The organism is Rhodobacter sp. P1_C2 (genome assembly GCF_056406375.1).
In genome coordinates, this window is record NZ_JBFUAG010000004.1 from 35,146 (window position 1) to 60,987 (window position 25,842).

The following is a 25,842-nucleotide window of genomic DNA, read 5'->3' on the forward strand; positions in this document are numbered from 1 at the left end:
GTGAAGGGCCAGTTCTGCGGGGTCTGTGTCAGGGGGTGGATGGTTTCAGATCGCCGATCAGGGTCGGGATCAGTTCGGATACGGTCGGATGGATCGGCACCGCCCATTGCAGCGTGTCGAAGCTTTGCCCGGCATGGATCATGTCGATGAGGCCGTGGATCGCCTCGTCCCCGCCGGTGCCGAGGATCGAGGCGCCGAGGATGCGGCGGGTTTCGGGGTCGGCCACCAGTTTCATGAAACCCAGCGTCTCGCCCTTTTCGACGGCGCGGCCGACGCGGGTCATCGGCCGGGTGGAGACGAGAAGCGGCCGGCCGGATTTGCGCGCCTCGGTCTCGGTCAGGCCGACGCGGCCGAGGGGCGGGTCGATGAAGAGGGCATAGCCGGGGATGCGGTCGCTGACGCGGCGCGCCGCGCCGTCAAGGAGGTTGGCCGCGACGATCTCGTAATCGTTCCAGGCGGTATGGGTGAAGGCGCCGCGCCCGTTGCAATCGCCCAGCGCCCAGACCCCGGGGGCCGAGGTCGCAAGGCCCTCGTCCACGCTGATATAGCCGCGCGCATCGGTGGCGATCCCGGCAAGGTCCAGCCCGAGGTCATCGGTATTGGGCCGCCGCCCGACCGCCAGAAGGATATGGCTGCCGGTGATCAGCGGTTCGCCTGCGGCGCAATTGACGCCCACCGCCACGCCCTCTGCCTGCGGCACAAGGCGGATGCAATCGGCGCTGGTGCGGATCGTGATGCCCTCGGCGGCGAGGATGTCGTGGATCGCGTCCGAGACATCGGGGTCTTCGCGCGGGATCAGGCGGGCGTTGCGTTCGACCACGGTGACGGCGGCGCCGAAGCGGCGGTACATCTGGGCAAATTCCAGCCCGATATAGCTGCCGCCGATGATGATCAGATGCTCTGGCAGCCGGTCCAGCCCGACGATGCCGCTGTTGGTCATGAAGGGCACCTCGCCCACGCCTGGCATGTCGGGCACCGAAGCGCGCCCGCCGGTGTTGAGGAAGATGCGGGGGGCGGTGAGGATCTCCTCCCCGACCTGCAGCTGGCCCGGGGCGATGAAGCTTGCGTGGCCGCGGATCAGGGTCAGGCCCGCCATCTGGGTGAGCCAGCCCTCCAGCCCCTTGCGGGCATTGAGCGTGACCTGCCCGGCGCGGGCCGCGACCTGTGCCATCTCGACGCTGACATCGCCGCCGATCCGCACCCCGAAATCGCCGGCGCGCCGCGCCAGATGGGCGGCATGGGCGCTGGCGACCAGGGCCTTGGTCGGCATGCAGCCGGTGTTGACGCAGGTGCCGCCGACCAGTTGCCGCTCGATCAGCGCGACCTTCTGGCCCGCCGAAGTCAGCCGCCCGGCCAGCGCCGGCCCGGCCTGCCCGGCGCCGACGATGATCGCGTCGAAGGCGCGGCTCATCGCGCCACCTGCATGGCGGCGCGCGGGAGGGGGAGGGCCGGGTACAGGCGCGCAGGGCGGGGCATGATGCGTCCTCGGGTGGGAAATGACAGGCGCAGATCGTGATCCCAGCATCGGCCCGAACGAGGCCGGGAGCAATCGCGGAGAGGGTTCGGACGCCCCATACATAGGTGTTATTGGCCCGTGGCTCTGCTCCGATCCGCCGGGCAAAGGGTTTGCCGCAGGGCCTTTCCTGCGGCATGATCGCGGGAAGGGGCGGCGGGCCCGCGCCGGGGCGAAGCGGTTGTCGGACCGTTCGGCGCCCCGCACCAAGGTATGGCCGACCCGGACCCGTGCAGGCTGGACCCGCGCGGGCGGCGGGCTAGACTGTCGGGCAGGACGATCACCGCGAGGGATTGGGTCTTGCGGTCGGATGCAAAATATGGACCCGGTGCCTTGACGGGTCGCAAGGGTTTCGAGACCGGGATGCGGGAGACGGAGATGGCGCGGCCAAGGGCGCTTTTCACGGCGGCAAGGACCGGAGCCTTGCCGGGCAGCGGCCACGCGGCCGCGGCCATCCGAGGGCGCGGCGTGGCCCTGACCCAAGGGTGCAGACCGTGAGCGATTATGTCTTTCTGCCCCACGAACGCTCGCCCCTGCCGGGGTCGCCGCATACGCCGTTGTTGTCCGGCCAGCGCCGGGTCTGGCATGGGCTGGTGGGCGTGGTGGCGGGGCTTGGCGCCGGTCTGGGCAATGCGGTGGTGACCACGAACCAGACGGCGGTGGGCGCCGGGCTGGGGCTGACCTCGACCGAGGTCATGTGGCTGCCCGTCACCTATGTGGCCCTGAACGCCAGCGCCAACCTCTTCCTCGTGCGCGGTCGGCTGCATTTCGGGATTCCGGCGATCACCCATGGGCTGCTGCTGCTTTATGCGCTGATGGCTTTTGCCGGGCTGGTCTTCCCTTCACTCGCGGCGGCGCTGGTCACGCGGGCCGTGGCGGGGCTGGCCAGTGCGGCGGTCCTGTCGCTTGGCATCTATCACCTGATCCAGGCGCTGCCCCTGCGGGCCAGGGCCCTGGCGCTGGTCCTGGGGGCGAGCCTGCCGCAGTTCGGCACGCCCCTGGCGCGGATCATCGCCGACGACTGGCTGACCGACCCCGCCAGCCTGCCGCTTCTGGAGACGGTGACGGCCTTGACCATCCTGGCCTGCAGCCTCGCCTTGCCCCTGCCGCCGTCGCAACGCGCCAAGGGCTTTGACCGGCAGGATATTCTGCCCCTTGCCCTGATCTTTCCCGGCATCTGGATGGTGGTGGCGGCCATCGGCAATGCCCGGCTCCTCTGGTGGTGGGATACGCCCTGGGTCATGCCGGTGCTGGTGGCGGGGCTGGCGCTGTTCTGCCTTGGCCTGACGGTGGAACATGTCCGCTCGCGGCCGCTGATCCTGACCCGCTGGCTTGGCCAGCGCGAGATCCTGCGCTTTGTCTTCGTGGCCCTTCTGCTGCGCGTGGTCCTGGCCGAGCAAAGCTATGGCGCGGTGGGCTTTTTGACCAATGCCGGCCTCGGCAATGTCGAGATGCGGCTTTTGTTCACCATCGTCACCGCAGCGATGGCGCTGGGGCTGATCACCGTCTGCCTTGTGGTGACCGAGGCGCGCATTCCTTGGCTGGTCGCCACGGCGATGGTCCTGATCGCGGTGGCGGGCTGGCTGGACAGCGGCACCACGAGCCAGTCGCGCAGCGGGCAGCTGTTCCTCAGCCAGGCGCTGATCGGCTTCAGCCTGACGCTCGCGGTCGGGCCTTCGCTGATGTACGGGTTCATCCGGGTGCTGCGCAGCACGCCCGATGCCTTGTTGAGCATGGTGGTGGTCTTCAGCCTCAGCCAGAACCTCGGCGGACTGGCCGGCGCCTCGCTGATCGGCAGCTACCAGGTCGAGCGGACGCGGTATCACACCGCCGTGCTCTCCGAGGCGCTGGAGCCGGCCGATCCGCAGGTCGTGGCCCGCCTGGCCAGCGAGGAGAAGGCCCTGCGCGGCGTCGTGACCGACCCCGCCCGCCGCAAGGTCGCCGCTGCCGCCGCATTGGGCCGCAGCCTGCGCAACGAGGCGACGGTGCTGGCCTTCAACGACACCTTCCGCCTGATCTCTGGCCTGGCGCTGGCGATGGCGGCCTATCTTGTCTTTCTGGCCCTGAGGCGCAAAGGACGCGCGACATGACCTCTGACCCTTCTGAACCTGCTGCTCCCCCGGCTGCCCCACCGCCTGCTCCCCCTCCGCCCGAGGTGCCGCGCGAGGTTTGGCGGCCCGCCACCCGCCGCGCCATGCTGATCCTGCCGCCCATGGTGCTGGTGGCCTGTATCGCCGCCGTCCTGGCCTGGCAATTGCCGCAGCTTCTGTCGCTGCGCACCAACAACGCCTATGTGCGCGGCTATGTCACCCAGATCGCGGCCGAGGCTTCGGGGCGGGTGACCGAGGTGCCGGTCAAGGATTACCAGAACGTGGAGGCGGGCCAGATCCTCGCCCGGATTGACGACCGGGTGCCCCTCGCGCAGATGGCCGAGGCGGATGCGGCCCTGGAAAACGCCAAGGCGGCCCTGGCCAACAGCGACCAATCGGCGATCTCCGCGCGGGCGGCGCTGGCCGGACGGGTGGCCGATCAGGCCGCTGCCCGGGCGCAGCTGGTGCTGATGCAGTCGGATGCCGCGCGGGCCGAGGATCTGGTGGCGCGCCAATCCCTTCCGGCGCGGGCCGGCGATGCGGCGCGCGCGGCGCTCGGCTCGGCCCAGGCGGCGGTCGACGCGGCCACGGCCCAGATCGAGATCGCCCGCCAGAACATCGCCCAGGTCGAGGTGGTGCGCCACGAGCTTTTCGCCCAGGTTGCGATTGCCCTGGCAAGGCAGGATGCCGCCAAGGCGCATCTGGCCGATACCTATGTCCGCGCCCCGGTGTCGGGCCAGTTGGGCGAGGTCAGCGTCCGCACCGGGCAATATGTGGTGCCCGGCACCAGCCTGATGCCGCTGGTGCCGGAGGCGCGCTGGATCATCGCCAATTTCAAGGAGAGCCAGGTCGCCGGGATCGCGGCAGGCCAGGCGGTCGCCATCCGCATCGACGCCCTGGGCCGCGAGGACCTGCGCGGCCATGTCACCGCGATTTCCCCCGCCGCCGGTTCGGAGTTTTCGGTGCTCAAGCCCGACAATGCCACCGGGACCTTCGTGAAGGTGCCGCAGCGCATCGGCGTCCTGATCGCCTTCGATCCTGATCAGCCCCAGATCGCGCGGCTTGCCCCCGGCATGTCGGCCACGGTGACCGTGCTGGCCCCACCGTGATCGGTTGGCGGGTCTGCAGAGCGCCTTGCCGATGCTTTTTGCGGCAGAGCGCCTGAAAACGCCCCTCGCGCCGGTGCCGCGCCGCTGCGCTACGCGATCCGCCGTTTTCGCGACACGAACATCCTAAACGGCTGTGGTCCGGAGCGTTAAGATCGCATCACAAACCCGTGATTCCATCCCGAGGAGGATCTGCGCATGATGCTTGGCCTTTCCCTTGCTGCCTTTACGCTGCTGCATGTCGTGATCAGCCTGATCGGCATCGTGGCCGGTCTGGTCTGGCTGCTGTCGGCGATCCGTGGCGCATTCCTGACCGGCTGGAACGCCATTTTCCTCGTCACCACGATCCTGACCAGCGTGACCGGCTTCATGTTCCCGTTCCACGGCTTCACCCCGGCGCTGGCCGTGGGGGGCCTGTCGCTGGTCGTGCTGGCGGTGGCCTTGCTGGCGCTTTATGGCTTCGGGGGCAGGGGCGGCTGGATGAAGGTCTATCTGGGAACGGCCACCTTCGCGCTTTACCTCAACATCTTTGTGCTGGTCGTCCAGTCCTTCCTGAAGGTCGGTTTCCTCAACGCCCTGGCGCCGACGGGAAGCGAGCCGCCCTTCGTCGTGGTCCAGGCGGTGGCGCTGCTGGCCTGCATCCTCCTTGGCATCCTGGCCCTGCGCGGGGCGCGACGCCTCGCCCTGTAACCCGCGACTTTCGCACGAAAAACCCCGCCCCTGGGTGTCAGGGGCGGGGTTTTCATTTGCTGGTCGAGGTCTATTCGGCGGCGAGGCGGATCGGTTCCGGCTCGGGCTCGGGTTCCGACTTGTGGTCTTCATGGAAGGTCGGCGCGCCGTGCTGCACCAGCGGGCGGTTGCCCACCATCCGGCGCAAGAGCACATAGAAGACCGGCGTCATGAAGATGCCGAAGAAGGTCACGCCGATCATGCCGGAAAACACCGCCACGCCCATGGCCTTGCGCATTTCCGCCCCGGCGCCGGTGGAGACGACCAGCGGCACCACGCCCATGATGAAGGCCATCGAGGTCATCAGGATCGGGCGCAGACGCAGCCGGCTCGATTCGATCGCGGCCTGGATCGGCGTTCGGCCCTCGAACTCCAGCTCTCGGGCGAATTCGACGATCAGGATCGCGTTCTTCGCCGATAGGCCCACCAGCACCATCAGCCCGATCTGGGTGAAGATGTTGTTGTCGCCCCCGGTCAGCCAGATGCCCGCCAATGCCGCCAGAACCCCCATCGGCACGATCATGATGATCGCAATCGGCAGGGTCAGGCTTTCATACTGTGCCGCCAGCACGAGATAGACCAGCAACAGCGCCAGGGGGAAGACCACGATGCTGGAATTGCCCGCGAGGATCTGCTGATAGGTCAGATCGGTCCATTCGAACTTGATGCCCTGCGGCAGGGTCTGAGCTGCGATCTTTTCCACCGCCGCCTGCGCCTGACCGGAGGAGAAGCCCGGCGCCGGGCCGCCGTTGATGTCGGCGGCAAGAAAGCCGTTGTAGCGCGTCGTCCGCTCCGGCCCCGAGGCCGCATCCACCTTCAGCAGCGCCGACAGCGGGATCATCGCGCCCGAGGCCGAACGCACCTTCAGCTGGCCGATATCCTCGGGCTTGGCGCGGAAGGCGGCATCGGCCTGGACACGCACCGAATAGGTGCGGCCAAAGGCGTTGAAATCGTTGACGTAAAGCGAGCCGAGGTAGATTTGCAGCGTCTCGAACACATCCGTCACCGCCACGCCCAATTGCTGGGCCTTGGCGCGGTCCAGATCGGCGTAAAGCTGCGGCACGTTGATCTGGAAGCTGGAGAAGAGGCCCGCCAGCTCTGGCGTCTGATAGGCCTGGGCGAGGAAGGCCTTGGTCGCCTCGTCCAGCGCCTGATAGCCGAGGCCGGCGCGGTCCTCGATCTGCATCTTGAAACCGCCGGTGGAGCCGAGGCCGTTGACCGGCGGCGGCGGGAACATCGCGATGAAGGCGTCCTGGATGCCGGCGAATTTCTGGTTCAGCTGCATCGCAATCGCGCCACCCGACAGTTCCGGCGTCTTGCGCTTGTCGAAATCATCCAGCACGGCAAAGACGATGCCGGAGTTCGACCCGATGGTGAAGCCGTTGATCGACAGGCCCGGGAAGGCGATGGCATGTTCGACGCCCGGCTGTTCCAGCGCAATCGCGCTCATCCGCTTGATGACATCCTCGGTCCGGTCCAGCGTGGCGCCATCGGGCAGTTGGGCAAAGCCGATCAGGTATTGCTTGTCCTGGGCGGGCACAAAGCCGCCGGGGATCAGGTTGAACATGCCATAGGTGCCGGCGGCCAGCGCCAGATAGACCGCCATGACGACGCTCTTGCGCGAGACGAGACCGCCGACCCCCTTGCCATAGACCCGGCTCGCCCCACCGAAGAGGCGGTTGAAGCCGCGGAAGAACCAGCCAAAGAGAAAGTCCATGCCCCGGGTCAGCCAATCCTTCTTCGCGCCATGGCCCTTCAGCAGCAGGGCCGCCAGCGCCGGCGACAGGGTCAGCGAGTTCACCGCCGAGATCACGGTGGAAATCGCGATGGTCAGGGCGAATTGCCGGTAGAACTGGCCCGACAGGCCGGTGATGAAGGCCAAGGGCACGAAAACCGCCACCAGAACCAGCGCGATGGCGATGATCGGGCCGGACACCTCGCGCATGGCGCGGTAGGTCGCCTCACGCGGGTTGAGGCCGTTTTCGATGTTGCGCTCGACGTTTTCGACCACGACGATGGCGTCATCGACCACGATGCCGATGGCCAGCACCAGGCCGAACAGCGTCAGCGCGTTGATTGAAAAGCCGAAGGCATACATCACCCCGAAGGTCCCGATGATCGAGACCGGCACCGCGATCAAGGGAATGATCGAGGCGCGCCAGGTTTGCAGGAAGATGATGACCACCAGAACCACCAGCGCCACGGCCTCCAGCAGGGTATCGACGACCTTTTCGATCGAGGCGCGCACGAATTTGGTCGTGTCATAGACGATCTCGTAGCGGACGCCTTCCGGCATGGCGAGTTGCAGCTCGCCCATCGCTTCATGGACATTGTCGGCAATCTGGATCGCGTTCGACCCCGGCGCCTGCAGCACGGCCACGGCCACCGCAGGCTTGCCATCGAGAAGCGAGCGCAGGGTGTAGTCGGCAGCGCCAAGCTCGATGCGGGCCACGTCCTTCAGGCGGGTGATCTCGCCCTCGACCCCGGTCTTGACGATGATCTCGCCAAACTCCTCGGGCGTGTGCAGGCGGCCCTGGGCGTTGACGTTCAGCTGCAGGTCGACGCCCTTGGGGTCGGGCGAGGCGCCGATGATGCCGGCGGCGGCCTGCACGTTCTGGGCGCGGATCGCATTGGTGATGTCGCTGGCGGCCAGACCATGCGCCGCGGCCTTCTGCGGGTCGATCCAGACGCGCATCGCGTAATCGCCGGCGCCAAAGACCTGGACCTGACCGACGCCCTCGATCCGGGCCAGGCGGTCCTTGATGTTCAGCGTCGCATAGTTGCGCAGATAGGTGATGTCATAGCGGTCGCTGTCCGAGACGAGGTTCACCACCATGATGAAGTTGGGCGAGCTTTTGACCGTGGTCACCCCCAGGGCGCGCACCTCGGCGGGCAGGCGCGGTTCGGCTTGCGCCACGCGGTTCTGCACCAGCTGCTGGGCCTTGTCGGGGTCGGTGCCAAGCTTGAAGGTCACGGTCAGCGTCAGGACGCCATCCGAGGTCGCCTGGCTGTTCATGTAGAGCATGTTCTCAACGCCGTTGATCTGCTCTTCCAGGGGAGTGGCGACGGTTTCGCTGATCACGACCGGGTTGGCGCCGGGATAGATGGCGCGCACGACGATGGAAGGCGGCACCACCTCGGGATATTCCGAGATCGGCAGGGAGCGCATGCCGATCAGGCCGGCCACCACGATGAGGATCGACAGCACGCCGGCAAAGACCGGGCGGTCGACAAAAAATCTGGACAGATTCATTTCAAAGCCCTCTCCGGCATGAAATTGATAAAATTCGCTCGCTCGGCGGAGGAGGGACCGCCGAAGAGGGTCTTGATCTGCGGAAGACCGGCGCTGCCCGGCACCTCGCGAGGGGGCAGGGCCTGTCAGTTCCCGGCCACGACCTGTTCGGTCTGCGGGGCCACGACGACGCCGGGGCGGATGCGCTGCAGGCCGCTGACGACGACGCGGTCGCCTTCGTTCAAGCCGCTTTCGACGATCCGCGCGCCCTCGACGGCCTGGCCCAGGGTGACCGGGCGGTAGGTGATCTTGTTGTCGGCATCGACGACGAAGACGAATTTCTTGTCCTGATCGGTGCCGATGGCCTTTTCGCTGATCAGAATCCGCGGCTCGGCCTTGGGTTCGCCCATCCGGATTCGCACGAACTGACCGGGGATCAGCCGGCCGCCCGGATTGCCGAAGACGGCGCGCACGTCGATCGTGCCACTGGCGGCATCGACCTCGTTGCCGATCAGCTGCAACTTGCCCTCGATCGGGGTGCCCTCATCGGCCAGCGTGCCGATTTCGACCGGGATCGCCTCGATCGGCGGCACCGCCGCATCCGAGGCGGGCAGTGCGGCCAGCGCCTTGCCCACGACCTCTTCGGCGACGCTGAAGCTGGCATAGATCGGGTCGACCGAAACCAGCGTGGTCAGCTCGGACGAGGCGGAACCCGCGGCGACGAGGTTGCCCACGGTGACCTCGACCCGGCCCACCCGGCCGGAGACCGGGGCGCGGACCTCGGTATAGCTCAGCTCCAGCTCGGCGGCATGCAGGGCGGCTTCGGCGGTCTGCACCCCTGCCTGCGCCTCGCTCACCGCGTTCTGGCGCTGGTCCAGATCGCTTTGCGAGATGGCGGAATTGGGTGCCAGCTTCTTGCCGCGGGCCAGTTCGATCTCGGCCAGATTGGCGCGGGCCTTGGCCGAAGCGAGAAGGCCCTGGGCTTGGGCCACCGCCGCCTGATAGGGCGCGGGGTCGATGGTGAAGAGAAGATCGCCGGTCTTCACCAGCGCGCCTTCGCGGAAATCGACCGATTGCACGGCACCGGCCACGCGAGAGCGGATCTGGACGCGGTCAACCGCCTCCAGCCGGCCGGAAAACTCCTGCCAGGTGTCGATGTTACGGGCCTTGATGACGGTCACCGTCACCGGGGTGGCCGGCGCTTCTGCCGGGGCAGTCGAGGCTACGGCCTTGTTGGAAAGCGGCATGTCGAGGAACAGCGTGGCCCCGGCCACCGAGGCGGCCAATCCGAAGCTTGCGGCCGTCAGGGCCCAACCTGTGCGCGATGAAGTCATTGTTTTTCTCCTTGCAGCCTGGAGGCGCTGCGCGTGGTCACTTTTTCCGGATGCAGCCGGTTCAGGCTGATCTCCCGGACGAATTCTGAAAACTGGGTGCGGACACTGTCTTGCCATTGCGAGGGAACGCCGGTTTGCCCGCCATAGACAGAGGGCCAGCCGCTTCCCGCCGGAAGAACCTGCTGGTGCACCCGTATCCCGGCATTTTTCAGGCGCTCGGCATAGCCCTTTGCCTCGTCAAGCAGCGGATCATCCACCGCTGTCATGACCAGGGCCGGGGCCACGCCCGCCAGACGCGAACAGGTGCAGGGCGCCGCATAGGGGTGGCAGACGCCACCGCTGAGATACTGGCTCCAGCCCTCGGCCCAGCGCTGCCGCATGCCGACGGCATCGGCATTGCGGAACGAGGCCGAGCCCATGAACGGGTCCAGAAGCGGCGAGAGCAGCACCTGGCCATCCAGCTCGTTGGCGAAATGGTCGCGCGCCTTGAAGGCGATGGCGGCGGCGATGTTGCCGCCGGCCTCCTCGCCACCGATCAGCAGAAGCGAGTTGCGATTGCCAAGGCCGGTGCGTTTCTTCGCCAGATAGGAGAAGAGCGCAAAGCCCACGTCCAGCGGCTTGGGGAAGACCCCGCCGAGCGGCGCGTTGTAATCGGGCACCACGACGATGGCCCCGGTTTCGGCCAGCGCCCGCGCCACCGGGCATTCGGTCAGCTCGGACTGAAGGAAGGCGCCGCTGCGGAAGTAGAGCAGCACCGGCGGCCCGATGGTGCAATCGGCGCCGAGATAGACGCGTGTCGCAACCGGCCCGACGGGCAGATTTTCCAACAGCATGTCCTGGACGGCGACGGTCATCGGGCTTTCCTTGCAAACAATCGGCGGACTTCCGCCTCTCGCACTTGCAGCATTTAGCGTTATTCGCCGTCTTGAATAAGCCGGGTAATTTTGACTACACTATCCGAAATCTCGAATAATGATGCCATCAGCAGGGAAGATACGCCTTGGACCAACTCTCTGCCATGCGGGCCTTCATCCGGGTTGTCGAGACCGGGAATTTCACCAAGGCCTCCGAGGCGCTGGGGACGCCCAAGGCCACGGTGACCAACCTGATCCAGAACCTCGAGGCGCATCTGCAGACCAAACTGCTGAACCGCACGACGCGGCGGGTGATCGTGACCACGGATGGCGCGCTTTACTACGAACGCGCGCTGCAGATCGTGGCGGAGATCGACGAACTGGACGGCTCGCTTTCCCATTCGCAGGCCAGCCCCAGCGGCAGGCTGCGGGTCGAGATGGCGGGGGCCTTCGCCGATTGGCTGGTCATCCCCGCGCTGGCCGATTTCAGCCGGAAATATCCCGATATCCACCTCGATCTCGGCGTCGGCGACCGCACCGTCGATTACCTGGCCGAGAATGTCGACTGCGCCCTACGCGGCGGGCCGCCCGGCGACCAGTCGCTGATCGCGCGGCGGGTGGCCGAGGTCGGGATGATGACCTGTGCGACGCCGGGCTATCTGGCCGCGTTCGGCATTCCCTCGCATCCGGCCGAGCTTGAGGCGCGGCATCATTGCGTCAACTACTTCATGGCGCGCAGCTATCGCAGCCTGCCCCTCAGCTTCACCCGGGCCGGCGACGTGGTCGAGGTGAACGCCCCCTATATCGTCGCCGTCAACGATGCGCGCAGCTATGTGACGGCGGCGCTGTCGGGTCTGGGGGTTGCGGGCGTGCCGCGCTTCATGGCGGCCGAACACCTGCGCAGCGGCGCGCTGGTGCCGCTGCTGGAGGATTGGACGCTGGAGCCGATCCCGCTTTACATCGTCTACCCGCCCAACCGGCATCTGAGCAACAAGGTCCGGGTCTTTGTCGACTGGCTGGTCCGGCTTCTGGCCGACACGCCGCTGAACGGGTGACGCCGCCCCTGTCCCGTGCCAAGCCGGGGGTCAGCCGGGGGCCGCGCCGATGTCGCGCAGAAGCCGCCCGGCGGCGGCCTCCTGCTGGCGACCAAGGATCGTCAGCCAGCTGTGCAGCTCTGCCCCGAGCGGCTTGCCCAGGGCGCCAAGATCCCAGGCGAGGAAATAGGGCTCCTTCAGCTTCATCTTCGCATCGACCGGCAGGACCAGCCGCCCGGCAGCAATGTCATCGGCCGCCATCGACAGCTGCGCCAGCACGAAGCCGCGCCCGTTGATCGCGGCGTCGATCGCCGCGCTGGACAGAGAATAGCTCATCTGCCCCCCCAGATTGCGCGGTGCAAGACCCAGACCGGCGGCCCATTCGGCCCAGCCAGGGCTGTCGCCCTGATCGCGGTCCCATTCGATCTCCAAGAGGGGGAGTTGCAAGATATCCGCCGGGCAGGACACCGGATTTTGCTTTAGAAAGGCTGGAGAACAGGCAGGCACGACCCAATCGGTGAAAAGTTGGGCGGCGTGCAGATAATGCCGCGACATCCGCCCGTAAGACAGCCGGAAATCCGCCTGTTCGGCGCCAAGCCGCGGCTCGATATCCTCGCCGATCAGGCGGATCGTGGCGGCGGGATGGTGCATCTGCCAGTCGAATAGCCGCGCCGCCACCCATTTGCTGGCCAGCGAAGGCAGGCAGGACAGGGTCAGCACCGTATCGGAATTGAGCCGCCCAACCCGCGATTGCGCCTCTCGCAGCCGGTCAAACCCGGCATTCAGGTCCTCCAGATAGCGCGTCCCGCGTGGGGTCAGGGTGATGTGGCGGCCCGCCCTTTCGACCAGCCGCACGCCCACCGCCTCTTCGGCCTTGCGCAACTGCTGGCTGATGGCGCCGAGCGAGACGCCCAGCTCCTGCGCTGCGGCGGTGACGCTTCCAAGGCGCCCGAAGGCCTCGAAGGCCTGCATCGCGCGCAGGGGCAGATGGGGCATGGCGGTCTCCTTGCTTTAGCCAGACTATATTAGAACGCATTTAAAATGGATAGGTTTCGCGCAGGGCTGCCGCTACGAATATGTCTGCACATAATCGTCGGAGTGGATCATGTTTCTGCGAAATGCCTGGTATGTCGCCGCCTGGGATCACGAGATCGGCCAGGGGCTGGTGCCGATCAAGGTGCTGGGCGAAGAGGTGGTGCTGTACCGCAAGACCTCGGGCGAGGTGGTGGCGCTCGAAGACGCCTGCCCGCATCGCAAGCTGCCGCTGTCGATGGGCCGCATCAAGGGTGACCAGGTGGAATGCGGCTACCACGGTCTGACCTTCGACGGCAAAGGCATCTGCACCCGGGTGCCCGGCGCCGAAAAGATCCCCCATGTCGCCCAGGTCCGCGCCTATCCGGTGGCAGAGCGCTATGGCCTGCTCTGGATCTGGATGGGCGATGCCGAGAAGGCCGACCCGGGGCTGATCTTTCAGGTCGAACATTGGGGCGATCCGGCCTGGGGCATCAACAAGGGCGAGTCGATGGCCCTGGCCTGCAACTACCTTTACATGACCGACAACCTGCTGGACCCCTCGCACACCGCCTGGGTGCATCCGACCTCCTTCGGCAATGCCGCGACCGAGGAGACCCCGCTCAACACCACGATCAACCCGGATGGGGTGACGGTCTGGCGCTGGATGCTGGATACGCCGCCGGCGCCGTTTTATGCGCCCTTCCTGAAGTTCGCCGGCAACTGCGACCGCAAGCAGCATTACGAGGTGCGCTACCCCTCGAACGCGATCATCAAGGCGATCTTCACGCCGGCGGGCACCGGGGGCGAGGGCAAGCCCGCCGATCCGGATGTCTTCCTGATGGACAGCTACAACTTCATGACCCCGGTCGATGCCGATACGACCAAATACTACTGGTTCCAGATGCGCAATTTCGCGCCCGATGACGCAGAGGTTTCGGCCCGCTTCGCCACCTCGGTCCGCGGCGCCTTCGAAGAGGACCGCGTGGTCCTGACCGCCGTCCACAAGGGCATGGCGCAGAAGCGGACGCCCAATCTGGATCTCAAGATCGATGTCGGCCCGCTGCGCTTCCGCCGAACCCTGGCCAGGCTGATCGAGGACGAGCAAGGCGCGAAGGTCGCCGCCGAATGAGCGGCGCGGCGCTGACCCTGCAGGTGGTGGGCAAGGAGGTCGAAAGCCGGCTGATCACCTCGTTCTGGCTGAAGCCCCTCGGGCCCTGGCAGAGCTACAAGCCCGGTCAGTTCCTGGTCTTTCGCCTGCCCGGCGGGCTGATCCGCAATTACAGCCTGTCGGGTCCGCCGGACGACGGTGGCCGCTACCGGATCACCGTGAAGCGCGAGGCGATGGGGCAGGGCTCGGGCCATCTGCATGACCAAGTGGGCCCCGGCGATCTTCTGCATGCCGAGGCGCCGCGCGGCGACTTCGTGCTGGATGAGGAGAGCCCGCGCCCCGTGTTGCTTCTGGCCGGCGGCGTCGGGCTGACGCCTCTGGTCGCGATGCTGCACCGTCTGGCGCAGACCGGGCGGCGCACGCTGTTTCTTCACGCGGTCGAGAACGGCGCCGACCATGCCCTGCGCGACGAGGTCTTGCGCCTCTGCGCCGCGCCGAACCTGCGGGCCCATTTCTGCTACCGCGCCCCTTCGGAGGCGGACCGCGCCGCGGGCCTTTTCCACTCCGAAGGCTTTGTGACCAAAGAGATTCTGCAAAGCCTGCTGCCGCTGGATGACTATGATGTCTATCTCTGCGGCCCGCCGGGCTTCATGCAGGCCTGTTTTGCGATCCTGCGCGATCTTGGCGTGCCGCGCGCCCGCATCGCGCATGAATTCTTCGGCCCCGCCTCCCAGCTCGAGCCTGCGCCGGCCAAACCCGCCGAGACCGCCGAGACCCCTGTAGCGGGCGATGCGGTGACCTTCCGGACCAGCGCCCGAACAGCGCCGTGGGATGACAGCGCCAGCCTTCTCGACTTTGCCGAGGCGCAGGGCCTGACCCCCGACTTCAGCTGCCGGGCCGGGGTCTGCGGCACCTGCGTGACACGGCTGATCGACGGCGCGGTCGACTGGACGGACGACCCGCTCGACCCGCCGCCCGAGGGCCATATCCTTCTGTGTTGCACCCGCCCCAGGGGCGCCGTGGTGCTGGAGCTTTGACCGCCATGACCCATCCCCTCCTGACCAAGCCAGCCGTAAGCCTGAACCCCAATCTTGCCGCCCTGCCGCCCTATAACGCCGGCATGACCCTCGCCAAGGCGCAAAGCCTGAGCGGGCTCACCGACATCGCCCGGCTTGCCAGCAACGAGAACCCCGAGGGCTGCTCTCCCGCCGTTCTGGCGGCGCTGGCGAGCGCGCAGTTCCAGCCCTGGCGCTATGCGGACCCGTCCTGCACGGAACTGCGCGGCGCCCTTGCGGGGCGGCTCGGCTGCGATCCGGCCGCCATCGTCGCCGGAAACGGCTCGGAAGAGATGATCGCCGCGATCTGCCGCGCGGTGCTGACCCCGCAGGCGCAGGTGCTGACCGTCACGCCCAGCTTTGGCCTGCACGAGATCGAGCCGCTGGCGCTGGGCGCGCAGGTCACCAAGGTGGCGATGACCGATGCCTGCGGTTTCGATCTGGACGCGCTGGAGGCGGCGCTGGCCCAGGCCCCGCGCCTTCTGTTTCTGTCTTCGCCGTGGAACCCGGTCGGACCGGCGCTGGACCGCGAGGCCCTGACCCGGATCATCGCCGCGATCCGGCCCGGCACGCTCTTCGTGCTGGACGAGGCCTATTTCGAATATGCCGAGCCGGGGTCCGTCGACGGGATCGAGGCCCTGCGCGGCAGCGGCGTCGATCACGTCGTGCTGCGCACCTTCTCCAAGGCCTATGGGCTGGCCGGCTTGCGGGTCGGCTATGCGGTCTGTTCCCACCCCGAGATTGCCCGGGTCGTCTCTGCCGCCAAGACGCCCTTCAACGTGAATGGTGCGGCTCAGGTCGCAGCCCTCGCCGCCTTGCAGGACGAAGGCTGGATGCAGGCCTCGGTGGCGCGTCTGCGCCATGAGCGCGACCGGATGGCCGGTGCCCTGCGGGAGATCGGCCTGCATCCGGCGCCGTCGCAGACCAACTTCCTGTTCTTTGACTGCGGCCGCGACAGTGCCGAAATGGCCGCCGCCCTGATCCAGGCGGGGGTGATCGTCAAACCCTGGCGCGAGGCGGGCTATGCGCGCTATCTGCGCGTCACCATCGGCAGCGCCGCCGAAAACGACCGCCTGATCCGCGCCCTGCGCCAGGTGCTGGCATGAGCCTGGCCCAGACCCTGAGGGGCACCCTGGGCCCGGACCGCATCCGCGACCGTGACGGCGTTCTTGTGGCCCTGCCGGGTTCGGTGGCCGAGGTTCAGGCGCTGCTGCGCCTCTGCCGCGCGGAAGGCGCCTCGGTGATTCCCGAGGGCGGCCGCACCGGTCTGGTCGGCGGCACCGAGGCGGGGCGGGGGCAGGTCGTCCTCTCCCTCGCGCGGCTGGCCGAGATCGAGGTGATCGAAGCGTCTGACCGGATCGCCGTGGTGCAGGCCGGCGTGACGCTGGAGGCGCTGCAGACCGCGGCCGCAGCGCTTGGGCTGGAACCGGGCATCGATCTCGCCGCCCGCGGCACGGCCACGATCGGCGGGATGCTGTCGACCAATGCCGGGGGCGTCATGGCCTTTCGCAACGGGGTGATGCGCCACCGCGTCCTCGGGCTGGAGGCGGTTCTGCCCGATGGCTCGCTTTATTCCGACATGACGCGGGTGGTGAAGAATGCCGCGGGCTATGACCTCAAGCACCTGCTGATCGGGGCCGAGGGGACGCTGGGCGTCATCACGCGGGCGGTCGTGAAGCTTGACCCGGTGCCGCAGGCCACCGCAACCGCGCTGATCGGCCTGCCCGATGTTGGCGCGGTGCTGGACCTGATCGCGCGCGCCCTTGCGCCCGAAACCGGCCATCTGCGCGCGGCCGAGGCCCTGTGGAACCCCTATCTGCGGCTGACCGCCGCCGCGCAGGGCTGGAACGAGCCGGCCTTCCCGCTGGATACGCCCCTGGCCCTGATCCTGCAGCTGGGCGGGCGCGACGCGGCGGCGCTGCAGGAGGCGCTGATGCAGCTTTACGCCGACACGCTGGAACAGCACCCCTCGGCGACCGGGCTGATCGCCACCTCCGCCCGGCAGGAGCGCGCGGTCTGGCTGCTGCGCGAGAACACCGGGGCGATCTATCACCTTTATCCCGGCGCGCCCTCCTACGACATCTCGGTCCCGCTGGCGGCGCTGGGGCGATACTTCGACCGCGTCGAGGCCGAACTGGCCGAACTGGGGCTGGCGCCCTTCCTCTTTGGCCATCTGGCCGATGGCAACCTGCATCTGGTGCTGAACCATGAGGGGCCCCTCGCCCCGGAGGTCAATGCCAGGGTCGAGGCCATTCTCTACGCCCCGCTGCGCGACCTTGGCGGGTCCTTCTCGGCCGAACACGGCATCGGCGCCAAACGGACCGAGGCGCTGCGCGACTGCAGCGATCCGGGCAAGCTGGCGCTGATGGCGCAGATCAAGCGCTGCCTTGACCCGTCCAACCTGATGAACCCCGGCAAAGTCTTGCCCGCGCCCCGCGAGGATCTTCCCCAATGACGCAGACCCAAGCCCGCAGCGCCGCCTTTGCGACCTCTTACCCCCAGATGCGCCAGCGCTTCCTTGCCGCGATGGAACGCTGCGGGGCCGAGACCCTGGCCTTTGCCCATCCGCTGCCCGGCCCCGAGGGCGAGGCGTTGACGACCGATGTCGGCTGGATCGGCCCGAGGGATGCCACCCGGCTGATGATCCTGATCTCGGGCACCCACGGCGTCGAAGGCGCCTATGGCTCGGCCTGCCAGAGTGTCTGGGCCGCGCAACTGACCCGCCTGCCGGCCGATACGGCGGTGATGATGATCCACCTGATCAACCCCTGGGGCACGGCCTGGTCGCGGCGGGTCAACGAGGACAATGTCGACCTCAACCGCAACTTCCTCGACTGGGCGGCGCCGCTGCCGGCCAATCCCGATTACGAACCGCTGCATCCGCTGTTGGTGGGCGGGGCCGAGGCGCCGCCGAGCTTGGCCGAACCCGCGCTTGCCGCCGCTGCCAGTGCGCTCGGCGCGCGTTTTGCGCCGATCGTCCAGGCCGGCCAGTACCACCATCCCGACGGGCTCTTTTACGGCGGCGCCGGTCCGGTCTGGTCCAACCGCACCCTGTCCGAGATCCTGGCCCGCTTTGCCCAGGCCGCGCGCGAGGTCACGGTCTTTGACCTGCACACCGGGGCAGGGCCCTATGGCTATCCGGCGCTTCTGTCGGTGGCTGTCGGCCCCCATCCGGGGCTGGACCGCGGGCGCGAGGTCTTCGGCCCTGCCATGGTGCCCGTCCTGACCGGCCACAATGCCACGACAGAGACCGGCATCGCCGCCACTGCGACCGGCTATGTCTCGGACATGGTGCGCCGTTCCCTGCCGCAGGCACGGGTGCTGCCGCTGGTCATCGAATGCGGCACGCTGGACGGGCCTGCCATGATGCAGCGGGTGATCGACGAGAACTGGCTGCATCTGCATGGCAACCTCGCCTCGCCGCAGGGGGCCGCGATCAAGGCCGCCCTGCGCGAAGGTTTCATCCCCGAGGACCGCGACTGGCAGCAGGCCTGCCTCGGCGCCAGCCTGCGCCACTTCGACCGCGCGCTTGGCGCCTTTCCGGTCGCGGCAACCGCAGCCTCCCCCGCCGCGGGTGCCAAGGGCACCCCGGCGGTCGAGGTCATCGACCTGCACAAATACTTCGGCCCGCTGGAGGTCTTGCGCGGCATCAACCTCACTGCGCGGGCGGGGGAGGTCGTCTCGATGATCGGCTCCTCCGGCTCGGGCAAGAGCACGCTGCTGCGCTGCATCAACTTTCTGGAACAGCCCAACGGCGGCCGCGTCATCATCGACGGCGAGGTGGTGCGGATGAAGGACATCGGTCCGGGCCGCTCGTCCCCCGCCGACAAGGCGCAGGTGGAGCGGATCCGGGCGCGGGTCGGCATGGTGTTCCAGAACTTCAACCTCTGGCCGCATCTGACCGTGCTGGAAAACCTGATCGAGGCGCCGATCCATGTGCTGAAGGAAAGGCGCGCCGATGCGATCGCCCATGCCCATGAGCTGCTCAAGAAGGTCGGCCTCTCGCAGAAGCACAGCGCCTATCCGGCGCAATTGTCGGGCGGCCAGCAGCAGCGCGCCGCCATCGCCCGCACCCTGGCCATGCGGCCCAGGGTCATGCTCTTCGACGAGCCGACCTCGGCCCTCGACCCCGAACTGGTGGGCGAGGTGCTGCGGGTGATCCGGGCCCTGGCCGAAGAGGGCAACACGATGATCCTCGTGACCCACGAGATGCAATTCGCGCGCGAGGTCAGCCACAAGGTCCTCTTCCTTCACCAGGGCGTGGTGGAAGAGGAAGGCCCGCCGGCCGATCTGTTCGGCCACCCCAGATCGGATCGTCTGCGCCAGTTCCTGGCCCGAACCTTCTAAGAAGAACCGCGACAGCGGCAAGCTCCCCCAAGTCCAACCCAACCCCAACATGGAGACACGCTTTGAAACTCAAGATCCTGTCTTTTCTCGCCTTTCTGGCGGCCAGTGCGATCGGCGCCCAGGCCGAAGGCACCCTTTCCGTCGGCACCGAAGGCGAATACCCGCCGTGGAGCATCGCGGATGCCAATGGCAACGTCTCCGGCTTTGACGCCGATGTCGCCAACCTGATCTGCGCCAAGCTGGAGATGAAATGCGCCTTCGTCGTGCAGGCCTTCGACGGCCTGATCCCGGCGCTGAAGGCCAAGCGGTTCGATGTCATCGTTTCGGGCATGTCGATCACGGCGGACCGCAAGAAAGAGATCAGCTTTTCGGTCGGCTATGCGGAACTGGCCAACAAGGTCGTGGTGGCCAAGGATTCGCCGCTGGCCGGGATCAAGGACATTCCCGAACTCTTGAAGGCGCTGGCCGGTCATTCGGTCGGCGTGCAGGCCGGCACCACCCATGCCCATTTCATGGAAAAGCTGGTCCCCGATGCGACGTTGAAATCCTATGATTCGCTGGACCAGATGCAGATCGACCTCGCCTCGGGCCGCGTCGAGGCCGGCTTTGCCGATGTCTCTGCCCTGCAGGCCTTTCTGGACAAACCCGAAGGCGCCAATTTCCAGTTCGTCGATGTGAACATCATCTCGACCTATGACCCGACGCTGGGCGAGGGCACCGGCATCGGCATCCGCCAGGAAGACACCGAACTGAAGGCGAAGATCGACAAGGCGATCTGCGAGCTGGGGGCGGATGGCTCGATCAAGGCCGCCAGCCTCAAATGGTTCAAGATGGATATCTCGCGCCCCTGCCAATAAGCCCCCCGGCGCGCCCGGACCCGGGCGCGCCCTTGCGATGAAAGGCTGCACGCTATGGAATTTGGCTGGCAAAGTCTGTGGAACGACGGCTGGGTCCTGGCGATCCTGCGCGGCGCTCTGGTGACCATCGCCATCGGCCTGGCCAGCATGGCCTTCGGCCTGATCCTCGGCACGGTCTGCGGCGTGATCAAATGGCGCCGCGTCGCCGGGCTGGCGCAGGTGGTCGATGTCTATACCTCGGTGGTGCGCGGCGTGCCCGAGCTTCTGATCATCTACCTTCTGTTCTTCGGCTCGGTCGAATTCGTCAGCCGGATCGCGACCGTCTTCGGCTATGACCGTCTGCCCGACACGCTTTATGCCTTCGTGGTGACGGTCTTTGCCATCGGCGCCATCTCGGGCGCCTATTCGACCGAGGTCGTCCGCGCCGCCCTCGCCGCCGTCCCCCGGGGCCATGTCGAGGCGGCGGTGGCGCTTGGCCTGCCCGGAGGCCGGATCTTCCGCCGCATCATTGCGCCGCAGATGCTGCGCATCGCCCTGCCGGGGCTGAACAATGTCTGGCAAACGACGATCAAGGACACGGCCCTCGTCTCGGTCGTGGGCCTGCAGGAGCTGATGCGGACGGCATATGTTGGCGCGGGTTCGACGCGGCATCCCTTCATCTTCTATCTGGTGGCGGCATTGGCCTATCTGTTGATCACCTTCGTCAGCCAGGCGGGCTTTGGCTGGGTCGAGCGGTTTCTGGCCTCGCGCAAGGCAAAGGTGGCATGATGGACCTGATCTTCTCGGTGGTGCCCGTCCTGATGAAGGGCCTGATGATGACCCTGACGCTGACCGCGGTCTCGGTGGCGATCGGGTTCAACCTCGGGCTTGGCCTGGCGATGATGCGGCTGTCGCCGACCCCGGTGATCGCGCAGGTGGCACAAGGCTACAGCGCCGTCTTTCGCGGCACCCCGCTGATCGTGCAGCTGTTCCTGATCTATTACGGCCTCGGCCAGTTCGACTTCGTGCAGCACACGCCCGCGCTCTGGTGGGTCATCTCCGAAGGCTCGCGCTGCGCGGTGCTGGCCCTGGCGCTGAACACGGCGGCCTATACTTCAGAAATCCTGCGCGGCGGCTTGCAATCGGTGCCCGCGGGCCTGATCGAGGCCGCCCAGGCCTGCGGGATGAGCCGCGCCCTGCGCTTCCGCCGGATCGAGCTGCCCCTGGCGATCCGCCAGGCCTTGCCCGCCTATGGCAACGAGCTGGTGCTGATGGTCAAGGGCACCAGCCTCGCCTCCACCATCACGGTGTTGGAGGTGACGGGCTATGCCAAACGGCTGATGAGCAAGACCTTCGCCATCTTCGAGATCTTCGCGATCGCGGGGGCGATGTATCTGGTGATCAACCTGATCCTGATCGGCGCCGTCCGCCTCGCCGAACGCCGCCTGACCCGCCACCAGCGCGGTTGAGGCGGTCCGGGCGCAAAACCCCCGCTGCGGCCCCGGCCAGTTCCAGACTCCGATCCCGCCCCACCCCGAACCCGGCCGCCCGCAAAGGCGGCCGAAGCGATGCGCAGCCGCAGGGCCGGACAGGCGAGGCCAGGCACAATGGTTTGCGCCCTGAAATCAATGTCTTGCTGGGGGAGGATGGTGCTGTGAGAGAGGATTGAACTCTCGACCTCTCCCTTACCAAGGGAGTGCTCTACCACTGAGCTACCACAGCATCGCGTCAGGCTTCGGCGTTTGCCTCGGCTTGCGTGGCGGGTGATTAGACGCAAAGCGGACGGGGTGCAAGAGCAAATTACCATCTCAACTGGACCCTTTCTTACCCTTGCGCTACACAAGCCCCCATGACGCAAGATCCCCGGTCCGACAGGAAGGCCTCCGGCCCGCTCAGCCGCGAACAGCGGTTGAAGGCGGCCTTGAAGGCCAATATGGGGCGCCGCAAGGCGCAGGCTCGGGCGCGCCAGGAGATCGGGGCCGAAGACGGCACGGAAAACAGAGATCAAACGCCCGGCGGTACGACCGCGGCGGATAACGATTTGGAATGAGGCGGGCACATGGATTCGATTCTGGTCAAGGGCAACGGGGCTTTGTCGGGGGCGATTCCGATCGCCGGGGCGAAAAACGCCTGTCTTACGCTGATGCCCGCGACATTGCTGAGCGATGAACCGCTGACGCTGACCAATGCGCCGCGGCTGTCGGACATTGCGACGATGACGCAGCTTCTGCAGTCGCTCGGCGCCGAGGTGGCCAGCCTGCAGGAGGGTCAGGTTCTGGCCATGTCCTCGCACAACATCGCCAATCACACGGCGGATTATGACATCGTGCGCAAGATGCGCGCCTCGATTCTGGTGCTGGGGCCGATGCTGGCGCGCGATGGCCATGCCGTGGTCTCGCTGCCCGGCGGCTGCGCCATCGGTGCGCGCCCGGTCGATCTGCACCTCAAGGCGCTGGAGGCGATGGGGGCCGAACTGGACCTGCGCGACGGCTATGTCCATGCCAAGGCGATCGGCGGCAAGCTGAAGGGCGCGGTGGTCGAGTTTCCCTTCGTCTCGGTCGGGGCGACCGAGAATGCGCTGATGGCCGCCACCCTGGCCAAGGGCACCACGGTGCTGAAAAACGCCGCGCGCGAGCCGGAGATCGTCGATCTGGCGCAATGCCTGCGCAAGATGGGCGCGCAGATCGAAGGCGAGGGCACCTCAACCATCACCATCCAGGGCGTCGACCGCCTGCATGGCGCGACCCATCCCGTGGTCACCGACCGGATCGAGCTTGGCACCTATATGCTGGTGCCGGCGATCTGCGGCGGCGAGATCGAATGCATCGGCGGCAGGCTGGACCTTGTCGGCGCCTTCGCTGAAAAGCTGGATGCGGCCGGGGTTTCGGTGACCGAAACCGCGCGGGGCCTGAAAGTCTCGCGCAAGAACGGGCGGGTCACTGCGGTGGATGTGGTGACCGAACCCTTCCCGGGCTTCCCGACCGACCTGCAGGCCCAGATGATGGCGCTCCTGTGCACCGCCGATGGCACCTCGGTTCTGGAAGAGAAGATCTTCGAGAATCGCTTCATGCACGCGCCCGAGCTGATCCGGATGGGCGCGCGGATCGAAGTGCATGGCGGCCATGCCACCGTGACCGGCGTCGACAAGCTGAAGGGCGCCCGGGTCATGGCGACCGACCTGCGCGCCTCGGTCAGCCTGATCCTCGCGGCGCTCGCCGCCGAGGGCGAGACGGTGGTCAGCCGGGTCTATCACCTCGACCGCGGCTATGAGCGGGTCGAGGAAAAACTGCGGGCCTGTGGCGCGCTGATCGAACGGATCAAGGCATGACCGATGCAAGCTTTGAAGATGGCGACGACGCCCCCCTGCGCCTGATCGCGCAAGCGCCCGAGGATCTGGCGATCATGGCCGCCTTGGTGCAGGACGCGGTCCTTGCGGGCACTGACATGACCTTTGCCCGCAGGCAGCACCGCTTTGCCCTGCTCCTCAACCGCTTCCGCTGGGAGGACAAGCCCCTGGCCGAACGCCTTGGCCGCCCGTTCGAAAGGGTGCGCAGCCTGATGGTCTTCGACACCGTGCTGGCCGTGCGCAGCCAGGGCATCGCGCGGGGCGAGGCGGATACGATCCTCTCGCTGCTGGAGGTGCGATTCGTCCCCGGCGCGGAAGGCGCTGGCGTGGTGGAGCTGATCCTCGCCGGGGATGGCGTCGTGGCGCTGGAGGTCGAGGCGCTGGAAGTGACCCTGACCGATGTCAGCCGCCCCTATCGCGCGATTTCCGGCAAGGCGCCCGATCACGACGCATGAAGCCGCCCGGGAGGCTGTCTTGGGGCCAATTCCCTGTTTCCTAAACTGACATGTCAGTTTAGGAAGGCAGGCAGAAGTGGTTCGCGAGGGATGGAATGGGCAGGCTTGCAGGGAAAAAGGCGCTGGTGACGGCAGCCGGGCAGGGCATCGGGCGGGCGACGGTCCTCGCGATGCACAGCGAGGGGGCAGAGGTGATCGCCGCCGATATCAACGCCGCGGCGCTGGAAAGCCTCGCCGCCGAGGGGATCGCGACGCGGCTGTTGAACGTGCTGGACAAAGAGGCGATCGAGGCCGCCGCCGCCGAGATCGGCGCGCTGGATGTGCTCTTCAACTGCGCGGGCTTCGTCGCCGCCGGCACGATCCTCGACTGTGACGAGGAGCAATGGGCCTTCTCGATGAACCTCAACATGACGGCGATGTACCGGATGTGCAAAGCCTTCCTGCCGGCGATGATCGCGGGCGGTGGCGGGTCGATCATCAACATGGCCTCGGTTGCAGGCTCGGTCCTGGCCGCGCCCAACCGCTTTGTCTATGGCGCGACCAAGGCCGGGGTGATCGGCCTGACCAAGAGCATCGCCGCCGATTTCATCACCAAGGGCATCCGCGCCAATGCGATCTGCCCGGGCACGGTCGAAAGCCCGAGCCTGGACCAGCGCCTGCGCGATACCGGCGATTACGAGGCCGCGAAGAAGGCCTTCATCGCCCGCCAGCCGATCGGCCGCATCGGCAAGGCGGAAGAGATTGCCCATCTGGTGGTTTACCTTGCCAGCGACGAATCCAGCTATACCACCGGGGTCGCGCATGTGATCGACGGCGGTTGGGCCAATACCTGAGGAGAGAACGATGAAACTTCTGCGCCACGGACCCAGAGGGGCCGAGAAACCCGGCCTGATGCATGAGGATGGCACGATCCGCGACCTGTCGGGCCTTGTGCCCGATATCGGCGGCGCGGTGCTGTCGGACACCGGGATCGCGATGCTGCGTGGCATCGATCCGGCGACCCTGCCGGTGGTGGACCATACCACCCGCCTCGGGCCTTGCGTCGCCGGCACCGGCAAGTTTATCTGCATCGGCCTCAACTATGCCGACCACGCTGCTGAAAGCGGCATGGCGGTGCCGCCGGAGCCGGTGATCTTCATGAAGGCCACCTCGGCGATCTGCGGGCCGAACGACCCGATCATCATCCCGCGCGGCTCGGTCAAGACCGACTGGGAGGTCGAGCTGGCCGTCATCATCGGCAAGACCGCGAAATATGTGAGCGAGGGCGATGCCCTGTCCTATGTCGCGGGCTTTGCCGTGACCAACGATGTCTCCGAACGCGCCTTCCAGACCGAACGGGCCGGGCAGTGGACCAAGGGCAAGTCCTGCGACAACTTCGGCCAGATCGGGCCCTGGCTCGTCACCCGCGACGAGGTGGCCGATCCGCAGGATCTGTCGATGTGGCTGACCGTGAATGGGCAGACCATGCAGAATGGCTCCACCAAGACCATGGTCTATGGCGCGGCTTTCGTCGTCTCCTACCTCAGCCAGTTCATGACCCTGCATCCGGGCGATGTGATTTCGACCGGCACCCCGCCCGGCGTCGGCATGGGGATGAAGCCGCCGCAATATCTGCGGGCGGGCGATGTGGTCGAGCTGGGCATCGCGGGTCTGGGCCAGCAAAGGCAGGACGTGATCGCCGACTGAGGCGTGAAAACCGGGGGATTGCACGCGTGCAATCCCCTTTATCTTCTTGATAAACCACGGTTTCGCGAATTTCCTTAGGAAACCGTTAACCACCTATCCGCCG

22 protein-coding genes, 1 tRNA gene and 1 pseudogene are annotated in these 25,842 nt (G+C 66.9%); 18 read left to right on the top strand and 6 right to left on the bottom strand.

Annotated elements, in window-relative coordinates:
• Window positions 1–28 precede the first annotated feature (28 nt).
• Window positions 29–1,411, bottom strand: coding sequence for an FAD-containing oxidoreductase (locus AC1DZT_RS07280; protein ID WP_478005956.1), 1,383 nt, complete (start codon window positions 1,409–1,411; stop codon window positions 29–31).
• A gap of 596 nt (window positions 1,412–2,007) precedes the next feature.
• Between AC1DZT_RS07280 and AC1DZT_RS07285 the strand changes: the two genes are divergently transcribed.
• From AC1DZT_RS07285 to AC1DZT_RS07295, 3 genes are all read left to right on the top strand, one after another.
• The gene (locus tag AC1DZT_RS07285; RefSeq protein WP_478005957.1) at window positions 2,008–3,603 is read left to right on the top strand and encodes a hypothetical protein; all 1,596 of its coding nucleotides are present in this window, start codon (window positions 2,008–2,010) and stop codon (window positions 3,601–3,603) included.
• On the top strand, window positions 3,600–4,712 hold the full coding sequence (locus AC1DZT_RS07290; RefSeq protein ID WP_478005958.1) for an HlyD family secretion protein: 1,113 nt from the start codon (window positions 3,600–3,602) through the stop codon (window positions 4,710–4,712). The genes AC1DZT_RS07285 and AC1DZT_RS07290 overlap by 4 nt, the downstream gene beginning before the upstream one ends.
• Window positions 4,713–4,907: 195 nt before the next feature.
• Window positions 4,908–5,399 (top strand): hypothetical protein, encoded by a 492-nt coding sequence (locus tag AC1DZT_RS07295; RefSeq protein ID WP_478005959.1) that lies wholly within the window; start codon window positions 4,908–4,910, stop codon window positions 5,397–5,399.
• 70 nt (window positions 5,400–5,469) lie between these two features.
• Here the strand turns inward: AC1DZT_RS07295 and AC1DZT_RS07300 are convergent, their stop codons facing one another.
• The 3 genes from AC1DZT_RS07300 to AC1DZT_RS07310 all read right to left on the bottom strand — a co-directional run bounded on the left by AC1DZT_RS07300 (window position 5,470) and on the right by AC1DZT_RS07310 (window position 10,858).
• Window positions 5,470–8,691 carry an efflux RND transporter permease subunit gene (locus tag AC1DZT_RS07300; RefSeq protein ID WP_478005960.1) on the bottom strand — a complete coding sequence of 1,074 codons (3,222 nt, stop codon included), beginning with the start codon at window positions 8,689–8,691 and terminating at the stop codon, window positions 5,470–5,472.
• A gap of 125 nt (window positions 8,692–8,816) precedes the next feature.
• Window positions 8,817–10,004 (bottom strand): efflux RND transporter periplasmic adaptor subunit, encoded by a 1,188-nt coding sequence (locus AC1DZT_RS07305; protein ID WP_478005961.1) that lies wholly within the window; start codon window positions 10,002–10,004, stop codon window positions 8,817–8,819.
• A complete protein-coding gene (locus AC1DZT_RS07310; protein WP_478005962.1) occupies window positions 10,001–10,858 on the bottom strand; it encodes an alpha/beta hydrolase fold domain-containing protein in 858 nt (285 codons plus the stop codon). Before AC1DZT_RS07310 ends, AC1DZT_RS07305 begins: the two co-directional genes overlap by 4 nt.
• 146 nt (window positions 10,859–11,004) lie before the next feature.
• On the opposite strand from AC1DZT_RS07310, the gene AC1DZT_RS07315 reads away from it, so the two are divergent.
• Window positions 11,005–11,913, top strand: a complete 909-nt coding sequence (locus tag AC1DZT_RS07315; protein ID WP_478005963.1) for a LysR family transcriptional regulator — start codon at window positions 11,005–11,007, stop codon at window positions 11,911–11,913.
• Between the two features lie 30 nt (window positions 11,914–11,943).
• Here the strand turns inward: AC1DZT_RS07315 and AC1DZT_RS07320 are convergent, their stop codons facing one another.
• On the bottom strand, window positions 11,944–12,888 hold the full coding sequence (locus AC1DZT_RS07320) for a LysR substrate-binding domain-containing protein (RefSeq protein WP_478005964.1): 945 nt from the start codon (window positions 12,886–12,888) through the stop codon (window positions 11,944–11,946).
• A 109-nt stretch (window positions 12,889–12,997) separates the two neighbouring features.
• Here AC1DZT_RS07320 and AC1DZT_RS07325 point away from each other — a divergent pair, with 109 nt between their 5' ends.
• The 9 genes and pseudogenes from AC1DZT_RS07325 (at window position 12,998) to AC1DZT_RS07365 (ending at window position 21,721) form a co-directional block, all read left to right on the top strand.
• Window positions 12,998–14,035: an aromatic ring-hydroxylating dioxygenase subunit alpha gene (locus AC1DZT_RS07325; RefSeq protein ID WP_478005965.1), complete on the top strand. Its 1,038-nt coding sequence runs from the start codon at window positions 12,998–13,000 to the stop codon at window positions 14,033–14,035.
• A complete protein-coding gene (locus tag AC1DZT_RS07330) occupies window positions 14,032–15,051 on the top strand; it encodes a 2Fe-2S iron-sulfur cluster-binding protein (protein WP_478005966.1) in 1,020 nt (339 codons plus the stop codon). The genes AC1DZT_RS07325 and AC1DZT_RS07330 overlap by 4 nt, the downstream gene beginning before the upstream one ends.
• A gap of 5 nt (window positions 15,052–15,056) precedes the next feature.
• Entirely contained in the window at window positions 15,057–16,175 is a 1,119-nt protein-coding gene (gene hisC, locus AC1DZT_RS07335; protein ID WP_478005967.1) for a histidinol-phosphate transaminase, read from the top strand.
• The gene (locus AC1DZT_RS07340) at window positions 16,172–17,524 is read left to right on the top strand and encodes an FAD-binding oxidoreductase (protein ID WP_478005968.1); all 1,353 of its coding nucleotides are present in this window, start codon (window positions 16,172–16,174) and stop codon (window positions 17,522–17,524) included. Before hisC ends, AC1DZT_RS07340 begins: the two co-directional genes overlap by 4 nt.
• A pseudogene (locus AC1DZT_RS07345) lies at window positions 17,521–18,555 on the top strand (DUF2817 domain-containing protein); the annotation flags it as partial. The gene AC1DZT_RS07340 and the pseudogene AC1DZT_RS07345, both read left to right, overlap by 4 nt.
• Before the next feature lie 21 nt (window positions 18,556–18,576).
• On the top strand, window positions 18,577–19,416 hold the full coding sequence (locus tag AC1DZT_RS07350; RefSeq protein WP_478006292.1) for an ABC transporter ATP-binding protein: 840 nt from the start codon (window positions 18,577–18,579) through the stop codon (window positions 19,414–19,416).
• A gap of 62 nt (window positions 19,417–19,478) precedes the next feature.
• A complete protein-coding gene (locus AC1DZT_RS07355; protein WP_478005969.1) occupies window positions 19,479–20,273 on the top strand; it encodes a transporter substrate-binding domain-containing protein in 795 nt (264 codons plus the stop codon).
• Window positions 20,274–20,327: 54 nt separating this feature from the next.
• On the top strand, window positions 20,328–21,041 hold the full coding sequence (locus AC1DZT_RS07360; protein ID WP_478005970.1) for an ABC transporter permease: 714 nt from the start codon (window positions 20,328–20,330) through the stop codon (window positions 21,039–21,041).
• Complete coding sequence (locus AC1DZT_RS07365) at window positions 21,038–21,721, top strand: ABC transporter permease (protein WP_478005971.1); 684 nt, start codon at window positions 21,038–21,040, stop codon at window positions 21,719–21,721. Before AC1DZT_RS07360 ends, AC1DZT_RS07365 begins: the two co-directional genes overlap by 4 nt.
• Before the next feature lie 178 nt (window positions 21,722–21,899).
• On the opposite strand, the gene AC1DZT_RS07370 is transcribed toward AC1DZT_RS07365, so the two are convergent.
• Window positions 21,900–21,974: transfer RNA gene (locus AC1DZT_RS07370), tRNA-Thr, on the bottom strand.
• Window positions 21,975–22,101: 127 nt separating this feature from the next.
• On the opposite strand from AC1DZT_RS07370, the gene AC1DZT_RS07375 reads away from it, so the two are divergent.
• The 5 genes from AC1DZT_RS07375 (at window position 22,102) to AC1DZT_RS07395 (ending at window position 25,739) form a co-directional block, all read left to right on the top strand.
• The gene (locus AC1DZT_RS07375; protein ID WP_478005972.1) at window positions 22,102–22,302 is read left to right on the top strand and encodes a hypothetical protein; all 201 of its coding nucleotides are present in this window, start codon (window positions 22,102–22,104) and stop codon (window positions 22,300–22,302) included.
• 9 nt (window positions 22,303–22,311) lie between these two features.
• Window positions 22,312–23,580 (top strand): UDP-N-acetylglucosamine 1-carboxyvinyltransferase, encoded by a 1,269-nt coding sequence (gene murA, locus AC1DZT_RS07380; protein WP_478005973.1) that lies wholly within the window; start codon window positions 22,312–22,314, stop codon window positions 23,578–23,580.
• Window positions 23,577–24,053 (top strand): DUF2948 family protein, encoded by a 477-nt coding sequence (locus AC1DZT_RS07385; RefSeq protein WP_478005974.1) that lies wholly within the window; start codon window positions 23,577–23,579, stop codon window positions 24,051–24,053. Before murA ends, AC1DZT_RS07385 begins: the two co-directional genes overlap by 4 nt.
• A 95-nt stretch (window positions 24,054–24,148) precedes the next feature.
• Window positions 24,149–24,886, top strand: coding sequence for an SDR family oxidoreductase (locus AC1DZT_RS07390; protein ID WP_478005975.1), 738 nt, complete (start codon window positions 24,149–24,151; stop codon window positions 24,884–24,886).
• Between the two features lie 10 nt (window positions 24,887–24,896).
• A complete protein-coding gene (locus AC1DZT_RS07395) occupies window positions 24,897–25,739 on the top strand; it encodes a fumarylacetoacetate hydrolase family protein (RefSeq protein WP_478005976.1) in 843 nt (280 codons plus the stop codon).
• Window positions 25,740–25,842 lie beyond the last annotated feature (103 nt).